18 protein-coding genes and 1 pseudogene are annotated in these 19230 nt (G+C 73.2%); 4 read left to right on the top strand and 15 right to left on the bottom strand.

Features of this window, described 5'->3' with window-relative positions; genetic code table 11:
• Window positions 1-49: 49 nt before the first annotated feature.
• The gene (locus tag ACZ3ZE_RS06310) at window positions 50-247 is read left to right on the top strand and encodes a hypothetical protein (RefSeq protein WP_467257673.1); all 198 of its coding nucleotides are present in this window, start codon (window positions 50-52) and stop codon (window positions 245-247) included.
• On the opposite strand, the gene ACZ3ZE_RS06305 is transcribed toward ACZ3ZE_RS06310, so the two are convergent.
• Window positions 230-1183 carry a LysR family transcriptional regulator gene (locus tag ACZ3ZE_RS06305; RefSeq protein WP_467257670.1) on the bottom strand — a complete coding sequence of 318 codons (954 nt, stop codon included), beginning with the start codon at window positions 1181-1183 and terminating at the stop codon, window positions 230-232. The two genes, ACZ3ZE_RS06310 and ACZ3ZE_RS06305, sit on opposite strands and share 18 nt — an antisense overlap.
• 107 nt (window positions 1184-1290) lie before the next feature.
• Here ACZ3ZE_RS06305 and ACZ3ZE_RS06300 point away from each other — a divergent pair, with 107 nt between their 5' ends.
• Window positions 1291-2217, top strand: coding sequence for a DMT family transporter (locus ACZ3ZE_RS06300; RefSeq protein WP_361171026.1), 927 nt, complete (start codon window positions 1291-1293; stop codon window positions 2215-2217).
• Window positions 2218-2301: 84 nt separating this feature from the next.
• On the opposite strand, the gene ACZ3ZE_RS06295 is transcribed toward ACZ3ZE_RS06300, so the two are convergent.
• The 8 genes from ACZ3ZE_RS06295 to ACZ3ZE_RS06260 all read right to left on the bottom strand — a co-directional run bounded on the left by ACZ3ZE_RS06295 (window position 2302) and on the right by ACZ3ZE_RS06260 (window position 11268).
• Entirely contained in the window at window positions 2302-3336 is a 1035-nt protein-coding gene (locus ACZ3ZE_RS06295; RefSeq protein WP_467257668.1) for an MASE1 domain-containing protein, read from the bottom strand.
• A 147-nt stretch (window positions 3337-3483) separates the two neighbouring features.
• Window positions 3484-4326 carry a PP2C family protein-serine/threonine phosphatase gene (locus ACZ3ZE_RS06290; protein WP_361171032.1) on the bottom strand — a complete coding sequence of 281 codons (843 nt, stop codon included), beginning with the start codon at window positions 4324-4326 and terminating at the stop codon, window positions 3484-3486.
• 214 nt (window positions 4327-4540) lie between these two features.
• Window positions 4541-5389: a hypothetical protein gene (locus tag ACZ3ZE_RS06285; RefSeq protein WP_467257665.1), complete on the bottom strand. Its 849-nt coding sequence runs from the start codon at window positions 5387-5389 to the stop codon at window positions 4541-4543.
• Window positions 5390-5560: 171 nt separating this feature from the next.
• Window positions 5561-7006: a hypothetical protein gene (locus ACZ3ZE_RS06280; RefSeq protein ID WP_361171038.1), complete on the bottom strand. Its 1446-nt coding sequence runs from the start codon at window positions 7004-7006 to the stop codon at window positions 5561-5563.
• A 337-nt stretch (window positions 7007-7343) separates the two neighbouring features.
• Window positions 7344-8150, bottom strand: coding sequence for an ABC transporter ATP-binding protein (locus ACZ3ZE_RS06275; protein WP_442304546.1), 807 nt, complete (start codon window positions 8148-8150; stop codon window positions 7344-7346).
• A complete protein-coding gene (locus ACZ3ZE_RS06270) occupies window positions 8137-9180 on the bottom strand; it encodes a taurine ABC transporter substrate-binding protein (RefSeq protein WP_467257662.1) in 1044 nt (347 codons plus the stop codon). Before ACZ3ZE_RS06270 ends, ACZ3ZE_RS06275 begins: the two co-directional genes overlap by 14 nt.
• A gap of 70 nt (window positions 9181-9250) precedes the next feature.
• Window positions 9251-10156, bottom strand: coding sequence for an ABC transporter permease (locus ACZ3ZE_RS06265; protein ID WP_467257659.1), 906 nt, complete (start codon window positions 10154-10156; stop codon window positions 9251-9253).
• A complete protein-coding gene (locus ACZ3ZE_RS06260; RefSeq protein ID WP_467257657.1) occupies window positions 10153-11268 on the bottom strand; it encodes an LLM class flavin-dependent oxidoreductase in 1116 nt (371 codons plus the stop codon). The genes ACZ3ZE_RS06265 and ACZ3ZE_RS06260 overlap by 4 nt, the downstream gene beginning before the upstream one ends.
• Window positions 11269-11823: 555 nt before the next feature.
• Here ACZ3ZE_RS06260 and ACZ3ZE_RS06255 point away from each other — a divergent pair.
• Window positions 11824-11955, top strand: a pseudogene (locus ACZ3ZE_RS06255) (rhodanese-like domain-containing protein); the annotation flags it as partial.
• Window positions 11956-12208: 253 nt separating this feature from the next.
• Here ACZ3ZE_RS06255 and ACZ3ZE_RS06250 read toward each other — a convergent pair.
• The 4 genes from ACZ3ZE_RS06250 to ACZ3ZE_RS06235 form a co-directional block, all read right to left on the bottom strand.
• Window positions 12209-14332, bottom strand: a complete 2124-nt coding sequence (locus tag ACZ3ZE_RS06250) for a xanthine dehydrogenase family protein molybdopterin-binding subunit (RefSeq protein ID WP_467257654.1) — start codon at window positions 14330-14332, stop codon at window positions 12209-12211.
• A gap of 140 nt (window positions 14333-14472) precedes the next feature.
• Window positions 14473-15474 carry an FAD binding domain-containing protein gene (locus tag ACZ3ZE_RS06245; protein WP_467257651.1) on the bottom strand — a complete coding sequence of 334 codons (1002 nt, stop codon included), beginning with the start codon at window positions 15472-15474 and terminating at the stop codon, window positions 14473-14475.
• On the bottom strand, window positions 15471-16004 hold the full coding sequence (locus ACZ3ZE_RS06240) for a 2Fe-2S iron-sulfur cluster-binding protein (protein WP_467257649.1): 534 nt from the start codon (window positions 16002-16004) through the stop codon (window positions 15471-15473). The genes ACZ3ZE_RS06245 and ACZ3ZE_RS06240 overlap by 4 nt, the downstream gene beginning before the upstream one ends.
• Window positions 16005-16439: 435 nt before the next feature.
• Window positions 16440-16778 (bottom strand): hypothetical protein, encoded by a 339-nt coding sequence (locus tag ACZ3ZE_RS06235; protein ID WP_467257646.1) that lies wholly within the window; start codon window positions 16776-16778, stop codon window positions 16440-16442.
• Window positions 16779-17584: 806 nt separating this feature from the next.
• Between ACZ3ZE_RS06235 and ACZ3ZE_RS06230 the strand changes: the two genes are divergently transcribed.
• Window positions 17585-17824 (top strand): hypothetical protein, encoded by a 240-nt coding sequence (locus tag ACZ3ZE_RS06230; protein ID WP_467257644.1) that lies wholly within the window; start codon window positions 17585-17587, stop codon window positions 17822-17824.
• 69 nt (window positions 17825-17893) lie between these two features.
• On the opposite strand, the gene ACZ3ZE_RS06225 is transcribed toward ACZ3ZE_RS06230, so the two are convergent.
• Both ACZ3ZE_RS06225 and ACZ3ZE_RS06220 read right to left on the bottom strand, forming a co-directional pair.
• On the bottom strand, window positions 17894-18259 hold the full coding sequence (locus ACZ3ZE_RS06225; RefSeq protein WP_442304553.1) for a MazG-like family protein: 366 nt from the start codon (window positions 18257-18259) through the stop codon (window positions 17894-17896).
• A gap of 420 nt (window positions 18260-18679) precedes the next feature.
• The gene (locus tag ACZ3ZE_RS06220; protein WP_467257641.1) at window positions 18680-18958 is read right to left on the bottom strand and encodes a hypothetical protein; all 279 of its coding nucleotides are present in this window, start codon (window positions 18956-18958) and stop codon (window positions 18680-18682) included.
• Window positions 18959-19230: the final 272 nt, after the last annotated feature.

The following is a 19230-nucleotide window of genomic DNA, read 5'->3' as shown; positions in this document are numbered from 1 at the left end:
TGCTCCGATGGATCCGTACGCCATCGGCTTGCGGAAACGGAGCGTCAGCGTGAGCCTCCGGCCCTCGACCGAGGACACGACCGACGTCGAGATCGCCGACAGGGGGTTCGTCGGCGCGCGCATCCCAGGCGTCGTCAAGGCCGGGGACGGCCGGGTCGTGCGGAACAGCTACGCCCTCGCCTACCTGAAGGACGCGGAGCCGGCGGGCACCCCTCGGGCTCTACCGGGCCTACTGGGGCGGCAATGAACCGCGCGGGGCTACGTGTCCTTCGGCCTCCGCTGTCGCTCGTCCTACCCCGGCCGACTCGCGGAAGGCGTCGAGGAGGGTGCGCAGGACGGGCTGTTCCAGGGAACCGGCCCGGATCACGGCGTGGATCGCCCTGACCGGCTCGGGGTGCCTGACGCGGCGGATCGCGACGCCTGGGTGACGGGCGCTCAGTCCGAGCCGGGGGACGAGAGTGACGCCGAGGCCGGCGGCGACGAAGCCTTGTGCGGTGGCGTAGTCCTGCGACGTGGCCGCGAAGTCAGGACTGAAGCCTGCCGCGGCGCAGGCGTCGGTGACCGGGGCGAGGCAGGGGCCGGGGGGCTCGCTTCGGACCCAGGGTTCACCGGCGAGATCGGTGAGGTCGAGCACGCGCTTGGGGGAGAGCGGATGTCCGGCGGGCAGTACCGCGCGGTACGGGTCGTCGAGCAGGTGCACGACCTGGAGGCCCCGCCGGGGCGCGTCGACCGGCGGCCGGACGACCAGGGCAAGGTCGGCGTCGCCCCTGGACACCTCCGCCACCGCGTCGTCAGGGTCCGCCAGCCGCGGGTCGATCGCGACCGCCGGGTGCTCGCGGCGCACGCGGGCCAGGGCGGGCGCCAGGAGGGTCGGCCCGACGGAGGCGAAGTAGCGGACGGTCAGCCGGCCCGCGCGCCCGGCGCGCAGATCGGTGAGCGCGGTCTCGGCCTCGGCGAGGTGCTTGCTGATGAGGGCCGTGTACCGGGTGAGCAGCAGTCCGGCCTCTGTGGGCCGTACTCCCCGGCCCACCCGTTCGAGCAGCGCGATCCCCGCCTCCTTCTCCAGGGCCGCGATCTGCTGGCTGATCGCGGAGGGGGTGTAGCCGAGATGTGCGGCCGCCGCCGTCACCGAGCCGCTGGTGATCACGGCGCGCAGGACCTGCATGCGTCTCACGTCGATCATGTAGCACAGCTTAAAAGAAGTGCAGAACCTTTTTCTTGTCCTTCCGAGAAGAGTGCGGCACCGTTCATGTCCCCGGGACCGATCAGGAGGCAGCGGTGAACGGCGTCATGGACAGAAGCCGGACAGGGGTGCGCATCGGCGTGCTCGCCCTGCTCTGGGGCTCGACCTTCCTCTGGATCGAGGTGGCCCTGGAGGCGCTGACACCGGTGCAGGTGACGTTCGGCCGGTGCCTGCTCGGGGCGGTCACCCTGCTGGCCCTCTGCCTGTTCTCCGGCCGGCGGCTGCCCCGCGGCCCGGCCGTCTGGGGCCGGATCGTCGTCGCGGCCTTCTTCTGCAACGCCCTGCCGTTCGCCCTCTTCAGCTTCGGGCAGCAGAGCATCGACTCCGGCGTCGCCGGCGTCCTGAACGCCACGACCCCTCTGTGGTCCCTGCTCCTCGGCGCGGCCGTCGGCACCGAAGGCGGTCTGCGGCCGGCACGGGTGGTCGGCCTGCTGCTGGGATTCGCCGGTGTGGTGCTCATCTTCGCGCCGTGGCAGGCCGGCGGGTCGGGCGGCTGGGGAGCCCTCGCCATCGTCGGCGCGGCGGCCGGTTACGCGGTCGGTTTCCTCTTCATGAGCCGTCACCTGGTCGGCAAGGGCATCCCGACCCTCGCGCTGTCCGCGGCGCAGCTCACCGCCGCGACCGTCCTCACCGCGCCGACCCTGGCGGCGGGCGGCCTGACACCGATCGAGATCACCCCGAGACAGCTGATCGCCACGGTGATCCTCGGCGTCGTCGCCACCGGCGTCACCTTCCACCTCACCTACCGGAACATCGCGGCCGAAGGCGCCACCCCCACGGCCACCGTCGGCTACCTGCTGCCCGTGGTCTCCGTGGCCCTCGGCGCCGTCGTCCTCCACGAGGACTTCAGCCTCCGGATCGCCCTGGGAATGGCGGTCGTCCTCACCGGCGTCGCCCTGACCCGCCGGTCGACGCCGGCCGGCCTTCCGCTTCCCCGCCCTCTCTCCCGGCGGGAACAAGACGTCCGGCGGTGACAGCGGACCCCTCGCCCCCGGACCCACGCCCCGACCGTGAGCGCCGCGGCCACCGTCGAGCGCATCCGTCGCGGACGTGGAGGGTCACGGATTCCCGTGTCCGCCGGGTGGGGCCGCCCGGCTCTCGGTGGGCTCGGGCGGGGGCCCGGCGGGCGGACCCGGCGAGGGCTCGCCCGCCGCGAGGTGCTCCAGGACCTCCGCCAGTTCCTCGCAGGCGCGGCGCACCGAACGGCGGGTCGCACGCTGCTCGGTGATGACGGAGGCGAGGAGCAGGGCGGTCAGGGCGGCGGAGCCGTTGAACGTCTGGAGCTTGACCATGATCTCGACGTCCGAGAGGTGGAAGAACGCGCCCCGGTCGGAGATCGCCGCGAAGGTGGCGCATACGGACGCGAAGAGCGCGCACAGCACGCTGCCGGCGAGCTGGAAGCGGAGCGCTGCCCAGACCAGCAGGGGGAAGACGAGGAAGAGCAGGCTCATCGGGCTGAGCACGGCCACGGGGATGAGAACCAGGGCCGTCAGCCCCAGAAAGACCGCCTCCTTCCAGCGCCTTGCCCGGAACCGTCCGGCCGGCCCCGCGAGTACGAGCAGGAGCGGAGCGACGAGCAGCACCCCCATCGTGTCGCCCGCCCACCAGGCCAGCCACACGGCCCAGAACTCGCTCCGGTCCAGGGAGCCCGTCACCACCTGCAGTCCGACCCCCGCGGTCGCGCTGATCAGCATGGCGCCGAACCCGCCGAGGAAGACCAGCGAGAGTCCGTCCCGCAGCCGCGTCACGTCAAGCCGGAAGCCGACCCGTCTGAGCAGCAGGAAGGCGCAGAGCGGCGCGACGGTGTTGCCCGCCACGGCGACCACTGTGGTGGGCCCTGGGGTGGTCAGGGAGGCGATGACGAGGAAGGAGCCGAGGGCGATCCCGGGCCAGACCCGCGCGCCGAACAGCAGCAGGGCGGCGACGGCGACGCCGGTGGGCGGCCAGATGGGGGTGGCCACCACGCCTTCGACGACGAGGCGGCCCAGCAGGCCGAGCCGTCCGGCCGCGTAGTAGCAGACCGCCACGGCCAGCGAAATCAGCGCCGCCTCGGTAAAGGGCCGGAATTGCCGAATAACCAACACGCCAGCCATCAGACACCGGCCGGGCCGCCACGACCGGGCAAGAACCCCTGCGTGTCGGGCGCCGCCGTACGGCACGAGTCCGGACCGGCTGGTGGAGCCCGCACCGGCCCGGGGTCTGGCCCGAACCGGGGCGGGCCGACCCGGGGCGAACCCCCTTCACCCCTCGACCGCCGGCCGGGCCGGACCGCCGTCATGGCCGACGACGAGGACGGCCGCGTCGTCCTCGTGCCCCACCGTGGCCGCCAGCTTCATGACGGCGGTGGCGAGCGCGTCGACGTCCAGCCCGGCGACGGCGGTGATCCCGGCGAGCCGCGTCACCCGGTCCAGGCCCTCGTCGACGTGGAGCGAGGGCCCCTCCACCACCCCGTCGGTCAGGAGGACGAAGACACCGTCGGCCGTGAGCCGGTGGCGCGTGGCCGGGTAGTCGACGTCGCGGAGCACCCCGAGCGGAGGCCCGCCCTCGCTGTCGTCGATGCCGGAGCGGCCGTCGGAGGTGGCCCAGATGTGGGGGATGTGACCGGCCCGGGCGCACTCCAGGGTGCCGGCAGCGGGGTCGAGCCGCAGGAAGGTGCAGGTGGCGAAGAGGTCGGCGCCCAGAGAGATCAGCAGGTCGTTGGTACGACCGAGCAGCTCTCCCGGGTCTCCGGTGACGGAGGCCAACGCGCGCAGCGCCACGCGGACCTGTCCCATGAAGGCGGCGGCCTCGATGTTGTGCCCCTGCACGTCACCGATGGACATGCCGATCTTCCCGCCGGGCAGGGAGAAGGCGTCGTACCAGTCACCGCCCACGTTGAGCCCGTGGTTGGCTGGCTCATAGCGGACGGCCAGCCGGGCGCCCGGAAAACTGGGCAGGTCCGAGGGCAGCATGCCGCGCTGCAGGGCCACGGCGAGCTCCACACGGGAACGCTGCGTCTCGGCCAACTCCCGAGCCCTGGCGGTCAGCGACCCGAGCCGGACCAGAAGGTCCTCGCTGTTGTCGGTCGGCCTTCTGCGGAACATCGATCACTCCGACGTCACGACAATCCTCGCATCACTCCGTCCCGTCTCCAGCACGCGGGACCACAGGGGACCACCTCGGTACGAACAGGTCCTTCCCCACTCTGCCCGGAGGGAACGACGCCCGCATCTCATCGACCCCGCCCCCGGCCCGAAGGCGCGCCTAGAGATCGGCGCCCGGATCCGGGCGCCCCTCCGGGGCCCACCCCGGCTGTGGTCAGTCGAGACGTATGGGGCCGACCGCCTCGCGAGCGGCCTGCTCGGCCGCGGAGCGGGCTGCGGCGTCGTCTCGTGCCGGATCCGGGCCGGTGGTGGGCGGCAGCAGATACCTCACGCTCACGGTCACATTGGCGACGCGGACCAGAACAGCCGCCTCGCGGCCCGGTACCGATACGCTGCTCGCTTCGTCGCCCAGGCCGGCCACCGGTGCGGTGCGTGATCCTTCTTCTTCGACAACGCGGCCGTTCAGAGCCTGCTGCTTCCGCGCGGCGTCCGTCGCGCTCCCTCCCAGGGACCCCTTCCATTCCGCGAGGCCGTACTCGACCCAGAGCGTCGCGCCGTTCTCCGTATCCCGCCACACGCAGCGAGCTCCCGGGCCGTAGCCCGCATGGGGGGGCTGGTCGCCGTCGCCGCGGGCGTGGGGGGTCAGACGGGAGGCGGCAGCCGCTCCGGCGAGGCAGGGGTCTGGCAGCCGGGAGGCCTCGTGACGGCCCGGCCACCAAGGTGCGTTCCACGGGCGATCCGCCACCACCGCGACCGGCACCAGTACCGCCGTGAGCATCAGCCACGCCCATCCATTCGAACCGGACCGCGTACGCGTGAGTGCGGCGTTCCCGCTCCCCGTACCGTCGCGACGCGTAACGCCCCGTCCGAACACGGCGAGGAACACCGAAACCCCGAGCAACAGGCTCAGCCACCAAAGAGCCAATTCGCTGCCCAACAAGTCCCGGCTGTGGAACCAGCGGCTCGCCGCCACCAGCCCGAGCGCGAGAAGAAGTTGGAACACGAGCGCGAAACGGGACGGGCGCGGTCTCGCGAAGCCGGTGCTGGGCGGTAACTCGGGCATCTGGTCTCCGCACGGGGGGCTGCCTGGAAGGCGGGGCACTGTCCTTACCCCGTGTATATCCCTCCGGCATGCCGTTGTGTACCCCCGGTTGCGTGCGGTGCTGGTCTAGGTCGGCGCCCGCATGGCCCAGAACCACGTCGAGCCGGGTGCCGGTCACGTGCTGCGGTGGGCTCAGCGCTTGGAGATGCGGACCACTCCGGTTTCGGTGCCCTGGTAGAGGGTGCCGTCCGGGGCGGCCGTCCCCCGCATCTGGAGCGGGTTGTAGACCAGCCCGATGCCCAGGAAGGAGCTGGTGAGCTGGGCGCCGGTGGCCGGATCGATGACGGAGTGGTGGTACTGGGCGAAGGTGTTCAGCCCGGCGCTGCCCGTCGGCCCGGTCACCGAGACGGTGTAGATCTTCCCGTCGGCCAGGGAGAGCCGGGGCAGAGCGGCGGACTTCACCGGGCTGTTCCACACCACCGAGCACCCCGTTCCCTCGGCGTTGACGTCGATCCGGCTGAGACCGCCCTCGAAGCTCGCGGAGGAGGGCTGGCTCGCCGGAGCGCCCTCGGGCAGGGCCGGGTAGGGGTAGCCGTAGGTGTTGGTGACGAAGACGCTGCGGCCGGAGGCGATGACGGCGTCCTCGGTGCCGCTGCGGGCGTACTGGGTGAGCACGGGGATCCGGCAGATCGGGTCCGGTCCGCCGGCCGCCCGGTAGACGAGCAGGTTCCCGTGCGGGGCGGCGTTGTCGACGATGGTGACGTACTCGGTGCCGTTGCCCGGCCCGAAGAAGCTCGGGGTCGTGCCGGTGCCCCAGCTGAGCTGGCCGGGCTTGCGGGCCGGCCCCCGGTCGTACGGCGCCCGCCAGTCCACCACGGGGGTGCCGTCCGGCCCGGCCGACAGGAGGTAGAGCGCGTGGTCGGTGGCGACGGCGGTCCGGCCGGGGACGGTGGAGATGCTGTTCTGGACGCCCTCGCCGGTGCTGATGCTGCGCACCGCCCCGGTGCCGGTGTGCACGGTCCCGATCACACCGCCGCTGGTGGCGAACCAGACCCTGCCCTCCCAGTCGGGGGTCAGACCGACGATGTTGTCCCCGGCGGGGACGGCGTCGCCGAGCGGGGTGGACTCCTCGATCTGGAGGGCCCATCCGGAGCCGGCGCGGCGGTGGCCGACGCGCACGAGGTTGTTGTTCCCGTCGACGACGACCAGCCGGTCGCCGTTGTCGAGGTAGGCGTACACGCCGCCGAAGAGGCTGCCCTTGGGCAGGGCAAGGGAGGCGAGGTCGGCCCCGCTGGCGGGGTCGAGCAGGTGCACGGTCGGGGTTTGGCCGAAGATGGTGGTGCAGAGCGCGATCACGTAGCCGTCGCTGCCCACGACCACGGTGGGGCAGGCCGAAGCCAGCGCCGTGCGGGAGTAGTCGACGCCGGACGTCCCGGGACCCGGGTGGGGCGTGGTACCGCTCGAGGCACTGTCGCCGTGCATGGTCGCGGCGCCGTTGGCCGCGGTGGCCGGGTTCTGCGGCGCCTGCGGGCCGAACGGGGAAGCCGGGTCGGCGGCGGCGGGGGCGCTGCCGAGCGCCACGGTGAGGGAGAGGGCGAGCACGGCAAGGCGCCCGCCGGCGGGCAGGGAGAACGGCATCAGGGGGTCCTCGTGACTGGAGGGGGAGGGAACGGGGCTGCGGAGCGAGGAGCCGGCGGCCGCACCGGGTGCCGCGGCACCCAGGGGCCGGCCGGTGTGGTGAGAACGGCCGACGGGGCGGCTGCCGATGGTGCGGCCCGACCCTTGCTTCCGTGTGGCGGTTGCTCCCCGGAACGGCTCTGACCGCGACGCTATCCGCTGCCCCCGCGATTCGGATCCTTACGTGGCAGCCGGCCACAGCTTGTTCACGCAGTTCACGTTCCCGCAGCATGCGGGCAACACACGGCGGGGGCGCACGGACCTCCGCCGGTGTCGCGGCCGGTGTCGCGGTCGGCCGTCACGGGCCGGGAACGGCTCCGCCGCGCATGATCTCGGTGAGACGGCCGCGCAGCCGGGCGAACTCGGGAGAGGCCCGCAGCGCGGCCACGTCCGTGCCGGGCCCCCTGTCCAGGTCCACCGGCAGCTCCGCCACCACCCGGCCGGGCCCCGCGGCCATGACCAGCACCCGGGAGCCCAGCAGCACCGCCTCCTCCGCCGAGTGCGTCACGAACAGCACCGTCGTGCCGAGCCGCCCGGCCAAGGCCCGCACCTCCTCCTGGAGCCGCTCCCGGGTCAGGGCGTCGAGCGCGGCGAACGGTTCGTCCATGAGCAGGAGTTCGGGCTCCGCGGCCAGTGCCCTGGCCAGCGCCACCCGCTGCTGCTGACCGCCCGACAGCTCCCACGTCCGCCGGCCCGCCATCCCGGGCAGTCCCACCCGCTCCAGAAGCTCGGCGATCCGGCCGGGCCGGCCGGAGCGCGGCACGCCCAGCCGGGCCAGCGCGAAGGCGAGGTTCCCGCCCACCGTGCGCCAGGGGAACAGCCGGGGCTGCTGGAACACCACCCCCGCCCCCGCGCCCGGCCGGGGAAGCGCGCCCCGGACCCGGGCATGGCCCGTGGCGGGCCGCTCGAAGCCCGCCACCACGCGCAGCAGGCTCGTCTTGCCGCAGCCGGACGGCCCGACCAGGACGACGAACTCGCCGGCGCGGATCCGTACGTCCACGCCGTCGAGCGCCGTCACCGGCGCCTTCGCCGACCCGTACCGGACCGACACGCCCGCCAGCTCGACGACCGCGGTCCGCGTGTCAGGCTCGTCAGTTCGCGGCACGGCCGAGCTCCTCCACCGCGAGCGCCCGCCCGAAGACCGCCTCGTCCGGCACGGAGTCGACCGCCTTCTGCCCCTTCAGGAACACGGCGGCGTCGTGCAGGTTCGCCGCGAGCTTGCCGGGGGCGCCCGGCTTGCCCAGGTAGTCGGGTCCGGTCTGCTCCTTCGCGCTGAGCAGCACCAGTTCCGACAGCTGCCGCTTCGCCTCCTCCGCCGGCAGCCCGAGCTCCGCCCCGATGGACTTCGCGGCCTGGTCCGGTGCCGTGCGCGCCTGTGCGACAGCCGTGTCCTGGGCCTTGATCCAGGCGGTGACCACTTCCGGGTGCTTGGCCGCGAACGCGTTCGTCACCACGCCCAGGTCGGCCGTCGGCTTGCCCTGCTCGGCCAGTTCACGGCTGGTGACGAGCACCTTGCCGTCCTTCGCCAGTTCGCCCAGCGTCGGCGCCCACACGTAGGCGGCGTCGATGTCCCCGCGCTTCCACGCGGCGAGCGCGTCCTGCGGCTGGAGGTCGATGGTCTGCACGGACGACGGCTCGACACCCGCCGCCGTCAGCGCGGCGAGCAGTGAATAGTGGGCCGTCGACCCGAAGGGAGTGGCCACCTTCTTGCCCACCAGGTCCTTCACCGAACCGATCCCGGGCTTGGCGACCAGCGCCTCGTTGTCCCCGATCAGGTCGTGGATCCACACCACCTTGTACGGGATGTCCAGCGGCGCGGAGAGCCCCTTGGTGACGGGGCTCGACCCGGCCAGACCCAGGTCGACCGACCCGGCGATGACGGCCGTGTTGACGTCGCCACCGGACTCGAACTTCACCCACTTCACGTCGACTTCGGGAAGAGCCTGCTCCAGCAGCCGCTGGTTCTTCACGACCAGGTCGGCGTTGGGTATCGCCTGGTAGGCGATCCGTACGGTGGTCCGCCCCGAGGATCCGCCTGCCGTGTCGCCGTCACCTCCGCAGGCGGTGGTGACGGAGGCCGTCAGGGCGACGGCCGCGGTGAGCAGGAGGGTGCGGCGGGACAGGCGTGCGGGCATGGACGCTCTCCGGTCTGGGGTCGGACGACGAAGGAAGGGGGAAGGGAAACGAGAAGGAACGGGCCGGGAATCAGGCGCGGCCGCGCCACGGCACGGCGATCCGCTCGACGAGCCGCAGGAGCGCGTCCAGCACGATCCCCGACAGGCCGATGGCGAGGATGCCCGCGATCACCAGCGCGGTCTGGTTGTAGCGCTGCGCGTCGCGGATCATGCCGCCGATGCCGGGTACACCGTTGATGGTCTCCGCCGCGACGACCGAGGTGTAGGCCACGCCGACGGCGATGCGGACACCGGTCAGGATCTCGGGCAGTGCGGAGGGCAGCCGTACGGACAGCAGCAGCGCCGTCGGCCCCGACCCCAGCGCCCGTGCGGCCTCCACGAGTTGGCCGGGCACGGTGCGTACGGCCGCCGCGGTGGCCGCGGCGATCGGCGGCAGGGCCGCGATGACCAGCAGCCAGATCTTGGGGGCCTCGTCTATGCCGAACCAGATGACGAGCAGCGAGAGGTACGCCAGCGGCGGCAGCGTCCGCAGGAACGTCACCGCGGGCTCCAGTACGACGGCCAGCGGCCGGACCGTACCGATCAGCAGTCCCAGCGGCACCCCGGCCAGCGCGGCGTACGCGGAGCCGGTGCCGATCCTGCCCAGGCTGACGCCCAGATGCTCGATCAGCAGATGGCCGCCGTAGCCGCGCACCCCGTCGTGCACCGTGGAGGCCAGGACGAACTGCCGCCACACATCGCCGGGCGAGGGAACCAGGACCCGCGGCCACACCTCGGCCGAGACCACCGCCTGCCAGGCGGCGAGGAGCACGGCGAGGGCGACCAGCCGCAGTCCGCCCCACCGGAAGGCTTCGCGCAGGCGGTCCCGCCGAGGGGAAGCGGCCCCGGTCCCGGTGCCGGCCGGTTCGGGGGCGGGCTGCGGGAGGCGGTCCGGGCCGGACGCCGCCGGCTTCGCCGTCGTCGTGGGAGCGGTCACGGGGCTTCCGCCCCGGTCAGGGCGCGCAGCCGCGGGGCCACTTCCTCGCCGACCCGGTACGCCTCTTCGAGGTGCGGGTAGCCGGAGAGGACGAACTCGTCGATGCCCAGGGCGCGGTACTCGGCGAGCCGGGCGGCCACCTCGTCGTGCGAGCCGACCAGCGCGGTCCCGGCGCCCTCGCGGACCAGGCCGATGCCCGCCCACAGGTTCGGCGCCACCGTGAGGCGGGCGGCGTCCACCACTCCGCCGTGCAGCGCCGTCATCCGGGCCTGCCCGGTGGAGTCCATGCCGGCGAACCGGTCCTGGCTCGCCCGTACGGCCTCCGGGTCGAACCCGGCGAGGATCCGGTCCGCCTCGGACCAGGCCTCGGCGGCGGTGTCCCGGCTGATGACGTGCAGCCGCAGGCCGAACCGGACGGTGCGGCCCGCCGCCCGGGCCCGCTCCCGCAGCCGGGTGACGCGTGCGGCGACGGCGGCGGGCGGCTCGCCCCACAGCAGTTGTACGTCGGCCTGCCGCGCGGCGACCTCCTCGGCGGCGGGGGAGGCCCCGCCGAAGTACAGGGGTACGGGGTGGCGCAGTTCCGGGTCGGTGAGCCGGGCCCCTTCGATCCGCAGGTGGGCCCCGTGGTGGTCGGCCGTCTTGCCGTCAAGGAGGGTGCGCAGGACCGTCATCACCTCCTCGGTCCGGGCGTACCGCGCGTCGTGCTCCAACCAGTCACCGTACGCCCGCTGTTCGGCGGGATCGCCGCCGGTCACCACGTTGAGCGCGAGCCTGCCTCCCGCGAACCGGCGGAAGGCGTCGGCCTGCTGGGCGAGCAGCGTCGCACTGGCGAATCCGGCGCGGAACGCCACCAGGAACCCGATCCGGGTGGTGTGCTGGGCGAGCGCGGCGGTGAGGATCCAGGGATCCACGCAACCGAGCCCCACGGGCGTGAGCAGCGAGTGGAACCCGGCCTGCTCGGCGGCGCGGGCCACCTGGGCCAGGTACGGGATGTCCGCGGGCCGCCGGGTGGCGGATCCGGTACGGCCCTGGACGGCGGTGACACCGCCGGGATCGCGGCCGTCCCCGCCGGTGGGCAGGAACCAGTGGAGCAGGAGGGGGTTTTCCGGCATGAGGGGACCTCGTCGAAGCAGCAGCGCGGCACGCGCCACCACCGAGGGAGGTGACACGTGTACGCGAGGAGCAGGGAAGACGGAAGGAGACGGCAGGGCGGTGCGCGGTCGTTCCGTGCGGGATCAGGAGCGGCGGATCGCCTGGTCCTCAGCGGACCTGCGGATCAACAGCCGTGCGCACGAGGGGAATCGGCCCGACACAGCATGGTCGAAACACGCAGCAGATCTACGTGACGACGCGAAACCAGTACGGGGGCCATGGCCGCATCCTGTCGGCGCGGCTCCGGAGCGTGCAAGCGGAGTCCGAGTGCTGGACCATCCCGTTCCGCATGCCGAGACCCATCGCTACGGCGGCCACGCCCGCCACGGCGGCCGGGGCCGTGGGGTTGTTGCCGCGACATGGCGAACTCGTGGCGGTCGCGCGAGGTCCCGGACGGGGGCGTTCGCAGTGCCTAGTATCCGCGGCAGGGCCCCCACCCGGCGCATCGCGCGGCCCCGTCCCCCTTCCCCTTTCCCCGCCCTCCTCCGCCCCCTCCGCAAGGACTCGTTCCGCCACTCGGGCTGCTCGTCCACCCGGCCTTCGAGCTGCTGTCCGGGGCGATCGCGGCGGGCCTGGTCTTCTCCGCGGTCACCGACACCTGCGGAATGGCCGTGCTGCTCGGGCGACTGCCGCTGAACCGGCGCTGAACGCAGGCTGGCGCCTGACCGCCTGACCGCCTGACCCGCGGCCCCGGGCCGCGCCGGTCCGGCCCACCGCGACCCTTGGCAACTCGGCCGGATCCCGGGCGGGGGAGACCTCATCCGCGCGGGCCGCACCCTGAAGCCCCGAGGGCGCTGACGGTCAGTGCTCGCAGAGGGAGAACCCTCGACGTGCCAGGAAGCGCCGGCTTGCTCGGGTCCCGCCCATCAGCCGCGTCAACAACCCTGCGGGGCAATACGCCTAGGGAGTGGTCGCCCGGGCGGTGAGCAGCGGGAGGAGGTGGTCGGGGGTCAGGGGGAGGGCTCGGAGACGGACGCCGCAAGCGTGGTGGACGGCGTTGGCGATCGCCGCCGCCGTGCCGACGATGCCGATCTCCCCGATGCCCTTGCTGCCCATCGGGTTGAGGTGGGGGTCGTGCTCGTCCACCCAGTGTGCCTCGATGTCCGGCACGTCGGCGCAGACAGGGACGTGGTAGGAGGCCAGGTCGCGTTCGCGGAAGTCGCCGAAGACGAGGTCCATCGTGCTGTGTTCGGTGAGCGCCATCCCGAGCCCCATCGTCATGCCGCCGATGAACTGGGAGCGGGCGGTGCGCGCGTTGAGGACCCGGCCCACGGCATAGACGCCGAGCAGCCGGCTCACCCGGACCTCGCCGGTGACGGTGTCGACGCGGACCTCCGCGAAGTGGGCGCCGAAGGCGTGGCGGGCGTACGGGGACGTCCGCCCCGCCTCCTCATCCGTGTCCGCCTCGACCGTGACGCCCTCGGGCGGCAGCGGACGACCGGGGTCGGCGGCCAGGGTCGCGCGCAGCGCCGTACAGGCCTTGTGCACGGCCCAGCCCCAGGACGCGGTCCCGGAGGAGCCGCCGGCGACGTGGGCGTCGGGCAGTCGGCTGCTGCCGAGTTCGACGCCCACGGAGTCGAGCGGGGCGCCGAGGGCGTCGGCGGCGATGCGGGCGAGGACGGTCCGCGCACCGGTGCCGATGTCGGTGGCGTTGACGCGGACGACGAAGCGGCCGTCCGGGGCGGCGTGGGCGGAGGCGCGGGACGGGCTCAGGAGTGCGGGGTAGGTGGCGGAGGCGACACCCGTACCGGCCAGCACGTCCCCGTCCCGCCGGACGCCGGGGCGCGGGTCCCGGTCCGCCCAGGAGAACCGGCGCGCGCCGTCCCTCAGGCAGGCGGCGAGGCCCCGGCTGCTGAACGGTTTGCCGCTGTCGGGCTCGGTGTCGGGTTCGTTGCGCAGCCGGAGTTCCACCGGGTCGACGCCGACCGCCTCGGCGAGTTCGTCCATGGCCGCTTCGAGGGCGTACATCCCGGACGCCTCGCCGGGGGCGCGCATCCACGACGGGGTGGGCACGTCCAGGGCGACCACCCGGTGGGTGGTGCGGCTGTGAGGAGAGGTGTACATGGTGCGGGCCGGGACGGCGGCCTGTTCGACGAACTCCTTCACCGTGGACGTCTGGGTGACCACGGCGTGGGCGAGGGCCGCGATCGTTCCGTCGGCGGCGGCGCCGATCTGGACGCGCTGGATGGTGGGCGCGCGGTGCCCCACGGTGGCGGGCAGGTGGCGGCGGGGCAGGGCGAGCCGGACGGGTCGGCCGGTGTGCCGGGCGGCCATCGCCGCGAGGACGGCCGGCGGCCGGGGGGTGCCCTTGGAGCCGAAGCCGCCGCCCACGTAGGCGGAGACGACGGTGACCTTCTGCTGGGACAGCCGGAACAGGCGCGCGAGGACGTCCCGTACGGTCGTCGCGCCCTGGCTGGAGTCGTACACGGTCAGGCCGTCGTCGTCCCACCAGGCTGTGGCGGCGTGCGGCTCCATCGGGTGGTTGTGCAGGGCGCCCATGGTGTAGGTGGCGTCGATGCGGACCGGGGACGCGGCGAAGGCGGTGTCGAAGTCGCCCCGCTCGCGTACGGCCGGGTGGCCGCCGTTGGCCTTCTCGGGCGTGTAGAGACGCGGGTGGTCGGCGGTCAGCCGGACGTCGTGCTCGCTCGGCGCGTAGTCGATCCGCAGCGCGTCAGCGGCGGCGCGGGCGTTCTCGGGCGTGTCGGCGACCACGACGGCGACGAACCAGCCCCGGTGGGGGACCCGGTCCTCCTGGAGCAGCGCGAGCGTCGGGTCGTCGGCGTCGCCGAGGCGCGGGGCGTTCTCGTGGGTGAGGACGGCGTATACGCCGGGGTGCTGCAGGATCTCGTCAGCGTGGACGGCGGTGACCCGGCCGCGGGCGACGGCGGCGGGCACGGGGCAGGCGTGGAGGCAGCCGGGCGGCGTCCGGTCGACGGCGTAGCGGGCCTCGCCCGTCACCTTCTGACGGGCGTCACGCCTGACGTCCGCCGAAGGCTGCGCGGTCGCGGGTTCATGGCTGGTCATGGCGGGGTGCCTCCTCCGGTCGGCGTACGGCGGGGTGTGCGCGGTCGGACGTTCGGCGGGCAGACGGATGCCTGGCGGGCGGGGCGACGCCGGGCAGGACGTCAGGCGGCAGGGCAGAGGGTGCGGGCGCGTCGTGGTCGTCAGGGGGCGGCCGCGGCGGCGCGGGACGCGAGGTCACCCAGGAGGCTCACGGCGAGGTTGCGGGCCAGCCGCACCTTGAAGCCGTTGTCGCGGAGGGGCTCGGCGGCGGCGAGTTCGGCGTCGGCGGCCCGCCGGAAGGTCTCGGTGGTGGCCGGCGCGCCCCGCAACACCTCCTCCGCCGCCCGCGCCCGCCAGGGTTTGTGGGCGAGACCGCCGAAAGCGAGGGCGGCGTGCCCCACCTGGCCGTCCTCGACGGTCAGGACAAGAGCCACAGAGGCGAGCGCGAAGGCGTACGAGGTGCGGTCGCGGGCCTTGCGGTAGGCGCTGAGGGCGCCGGGCGGCGGCGCGGGGAGCGTCACGCCCGTGATGAGTTCGCCGGGTGTGACGACGGTGTCCAGGTCCGGGCGGTCGCCGGGCAGCCGGTGGAACGCGGCGACGGGCACCGTCCGCTCGCCGTCCGCCCCGCGCAGCCGGACCTCCGCGTCAAGGGCGGCGAGGGCGACGGCCATGTCTGAGGGGTGTGTGGCGACACAGTGGGTGGAGTGGCCGAGGACCGCGAGGTCCCGGTGGACGCCCTCTCGGGCGGGGCAGCCGGAACCGGGCAGACGCTTGTTGCACGGCGTGGACGTGTCCTGGAAGTAGAGGCAACGGGTGCGCTGAAGGAGGTTGCCTCCGGTGGTGGCCGCATTGCGGAGCTGGGGTGTGGCGCCGGCCAGCAGGGCCTGGGACAGCACGGGGTAGCGCGTGCGCACGTCGGGGTGGGCGGCGACGTCGCTGTTGCTCGCGGTCGCCCCGATCAGCAGGCCGCCGTCGGAGGTCTCCGCGATGCCGTCGAGGGGCAAGGCGCCGAGGTCGACGAGCAGCGGCGGGTCGGTGACGCCCAGTTTCATCAGGTCCACGAGGTTGGTGCCGCCCGCCAGGAAGTGGGCGCCGGGGTGGGCCGCGAGGTGCGCGACGGCCTCCTCGGTGCGTTCGGGGCGCACGTACGCGAAGGGCTTCACCGGGCGACCTCCTCGATCGCGGCCACGATGTTCGGGTAGGCGCCGCAGCGGCAGATGTTCCCGCTCATGCGTTCCCGGATCTCGTCCGGTGTGAGGGCGACGGGCTCACCCGGCAGTCGTTCCGGCGGTGTCACGCGCGAGGGCTCGCCGCGCGCCGTCTCGTCCAGCAGGGCCACGGCCGAGCAGATCTGGCCCGGTGTGCAGTAGCCGCACTGCAGGGCGTCCCGGGCGACGAACGCCTCCTGGACCGGATGGAGACGCTCGCCGTCCGTGAGGCCCTCCACGGTGGTGACGGAACGCCCCGCGCACGCGACGGCGAACAGCAGACAGCTGTTCACACGCCGGTCGTCGAGGAGGACGGTGCAGGCACCGCACTGCCCGTGGTCGCAGCCCTTCTTGGTGCCGGTGAGGTCGAGGTGGTCGCGCAGCGCGTCCAGCAGGGTCGTGCGGTGGTCCAGGGTGAGCGAGCGGTCCGTTCCGTTGACGCGCAGCGCCACCGTGGACGCGCGCTCCGGCAGGGTCTGGTCCACCGGTCTTCCTCCTCACCTGGGGGACGCGCCCCCGAACGTCCGGCGCATGGCGGTACGGGGGCGGGCCCCCGACTGACCGGCTCGCCGCTCGACCCGCCCGCCGTCCTGTCCGCACGCGGGTGCGGACTCGTGTCCGTCGGCATGTCCATCCGTGCGCCTACGTCGACGCTATGCGACGACCGCCTCCCCCGCCTCCCGCGAGCCAAGCATCCGGCCCGAGGGGCTGCCGTCGAACTCCCACCGTCGCCCGAAGGGCGGCCCCGCGGCGTCTGCGTGCTCTCGGCGTGCCGGGTGAAAGCCCTTGTACTGGACGTACTCGCCCTTTCGCCCGGTGCGGCGAGAGCGTGTGCCAGGCGGGAGTCTGACGACAGAACCTAGGCGTATCTGCGGCGTCAGGGCTGAACGTGGCCGACCACCTTGGCGACGACGTGGTGATCAGCGGGCCGCGTCCGGCGGGTGCGCGTCCGGCGAACTCCAAGGTGAAGTGGTCTTCCCCGGCGAGGAACTGAAGGCTTCTGCTGATCGCGGCGAAGCGGGGGCCGATCGGTGTGGAGGAGTCGCCCACGGGGTCCGAGGTGGGAGGGGGATGACCTGGGCGCTGTAGGACTGGTCGCCCATGTCCTTGGCGCAGGCGGGGTCGGTGTTGCGGGCGTGCTTCCAGGTGACGCTGACGACGGAGCCGGAGTCGGCCTCGAAGTCCTGGGAGAGGGTGCCGGGTCCGATGTCGACTGCCTGGTATGTGTACGGGGTGAGGGCGCGGCTGTACAGCGTCACCCCGCCGCGGGGGGTGGACGATCCGACCTGCCACGGGCCGATGTTCTCGCCGTCCTCGTACTCGACGTAGCCCCCGGCGGGGGCGTTCGGGTCGGAGAAGGTGCCGTTCTTTGATGAGGTTCCCGGCCGCTGCCGCTGGGGTGAGGGCAGTGGTGGTGGCCAGGATGGTGGCGCCCAGCAGGGCGCCGACGGACGTGCGCTTGTTCATGCGTTTCCTTCATGCGTCGGGAGATGGTTCCGCCGCTTCACGGGTGCAAGGACGGCGGTTGGGACGGGATCCACCCACGCGGGCCGGGAACTGTGGTCGGGCTGATGCTCGGGTCAGGCACCCCCGGGCGGCTCGCACGTGGGCGCCGCCGCGGGCGTGTGGGCAGCCATGCCGATGGCGTTCCCGCGTCATCGGCAGTCGGATGTGCCGCCCGGGGGCCGGCTTCGGAACGCGTCGGCCGCCCACGCCTGGGCGGGCCCGGCGTAGGGCGTCCCGGCGGGGAGGTGGAAGCGACGACGGCGCAAAGCGCGCCGGCGGGTCAGATCGGCGGGCTCACCGGCACGGTGGACGCCGTCGGGCGCCGGCGCCGGGGCCGGCTGCGACCGAAGGCTCTCGAGTGGATGTCATGGCACAGCGAAGGACGAGGTCACCTGCGCGGGGACCACCTGCGGGGATCAACCCGGTGCGCCCCTGCCGACGGACCACCCCCGCTCGCGTGGGGACCATTACGGCGAAGCCGATCTCGCCGTCGACACCGGTCAGGCCCTCCTCGACCTCGGCGACACGGCCCGCGCCCACCGGCTGACCACCGAAGGGCGTGCCCTCTGGCCCCCTCGAGCGCGACCAGACCAAAGGGGTCTTCCTCGCCTACCAGGCCAAGAGCCACCTCGAACTCAAGGAGCCGGAGATCGCCGCCCGCACAGCCGGGGAAGCGCTCCGGCTCGCCCGCCGCATCGGAGCACCGCGCTGCGAAGCCCTGGTCCACCTCGTCCCCGTCTTCCGGCGAGCGTCGGCCGCCGAAGGCGTCGAGGAGTTCCTGGTACTGGCCGCCGGTTGACGAAACCTGGAGAGCGCGCCTGCCGCCAGGTCCTCTGCCTCGTGACTCCCCGGTCGCTCGCACTGTCTCTCACGCCCCTTCGCGAGGCTGCGCACCGGTGTCATCGTCCAGCTCGAAGAACCTCGCGGCCTTCCGGGCGAGCACGGCTTCGAAGAAGGCAGGCGCCTCGTCACCCAGCATCCGGTGCAGGGAGACCAGGCTGGTGATCGCGGCATCAGCGACCTCTTCCTGGACATGGCCCCAGGTGTGGCTCTGCCCTTTCCGGGGGTTGGTCGCCCAGGCGCCGATCACGGCCTGGGCCGACTCGCCGACCTCCTCGGTGAGTTTGAGGACCTGCAAGGTCCACTGCTGCTCTGCGGGGATCCCGCGCGCGGTGTCGAGACGGGTGAAGAACTCAGCCAGCCGGCCGATGGTCTCCCACGGGGCAGTGCTCAAAACGGAACTCCTTGGTCTCTGCAGGGGCGAGCGTCCGCCGACGGGAGCGCTGGCGGGCGTGATGGTGGGCTGGTCGTATGAGTCCCTGCCGCATCGCGTTCGCGACTGCGTGCGACCGGTTGCGCAGTTGCAGCCGGGTGATGATGGGGCGTGCAGGACATTCTTGATGGTCCGCTCGGAGTACGAAAGCTTCGCGGCGATGTCCGCGGTGCCGCAGCCCTCCGCGACCAGGCGCAGCACGTCGACCTCGCGCGCAGCGCGACCGGTGAAGTGCAGCCCGCGTGGCCGAGGACCTGGCCCTGGAGCCGGCCGATCTCCTCCAGGAGGCGTCCGACGAGGTCCGAGGGGAGTGGCCGGCGCCCTTCGCGACCGTACGGATGACGTGCACCAGGTGCTCGGGGGTCGCCTCCGCGCGCCGGATCACCCCGGCGACCCCGCACTCACCAGCTTCTGTTCGTCGATGCCGGTGGTCACGAGGACGGGGCGGGAGGTGCTGGTCCGATTGATGTGGCGGAGCAACCGCAACACGTCCTCGTCGACCGTGTCCACCACGAGCACGACGACCTCGGCCGCCGGGACGGCGTCCTCGGGCCAGTCGGCGATGGTGATCTCGGGACGGGGCCGCAGCTGACTGATCACTCCGGCCTGGGAGATCGGGTCGGGTGCGCGAAGAGCGACGGTGATTCGGGTGGTGGTCACGGCGGGATCAGCTGTCCGGGGTCGGCCGCGAGTCGGGCGAGAGGTGGGTGTTGTAGGGCTGGACGTCGGCGGGCGGGTGGTCGAGGGGGAGGTCCTGTCTCCAGGCCGTCAGGCACTGGCTGCTGGGCTCGAAGAGGGGCTGGGGCAGTGCGTCGAGGCTCCAGAACCGTCACGAGCCGATGGTCTTCTCAAGCTCCCGGGGTGTGCCGGACCAACGGGTGACCGGCGCGGGTACGGTGAGCCGGACGACGCCGCTGTGGGGAACGCGGTTC

Source organism: Streptomyces sp. NPDC023157, from assembly GCF_055560575.1.
This window is presented reverse-complemented; position numbering and strand designations above follow the sequence as displayed.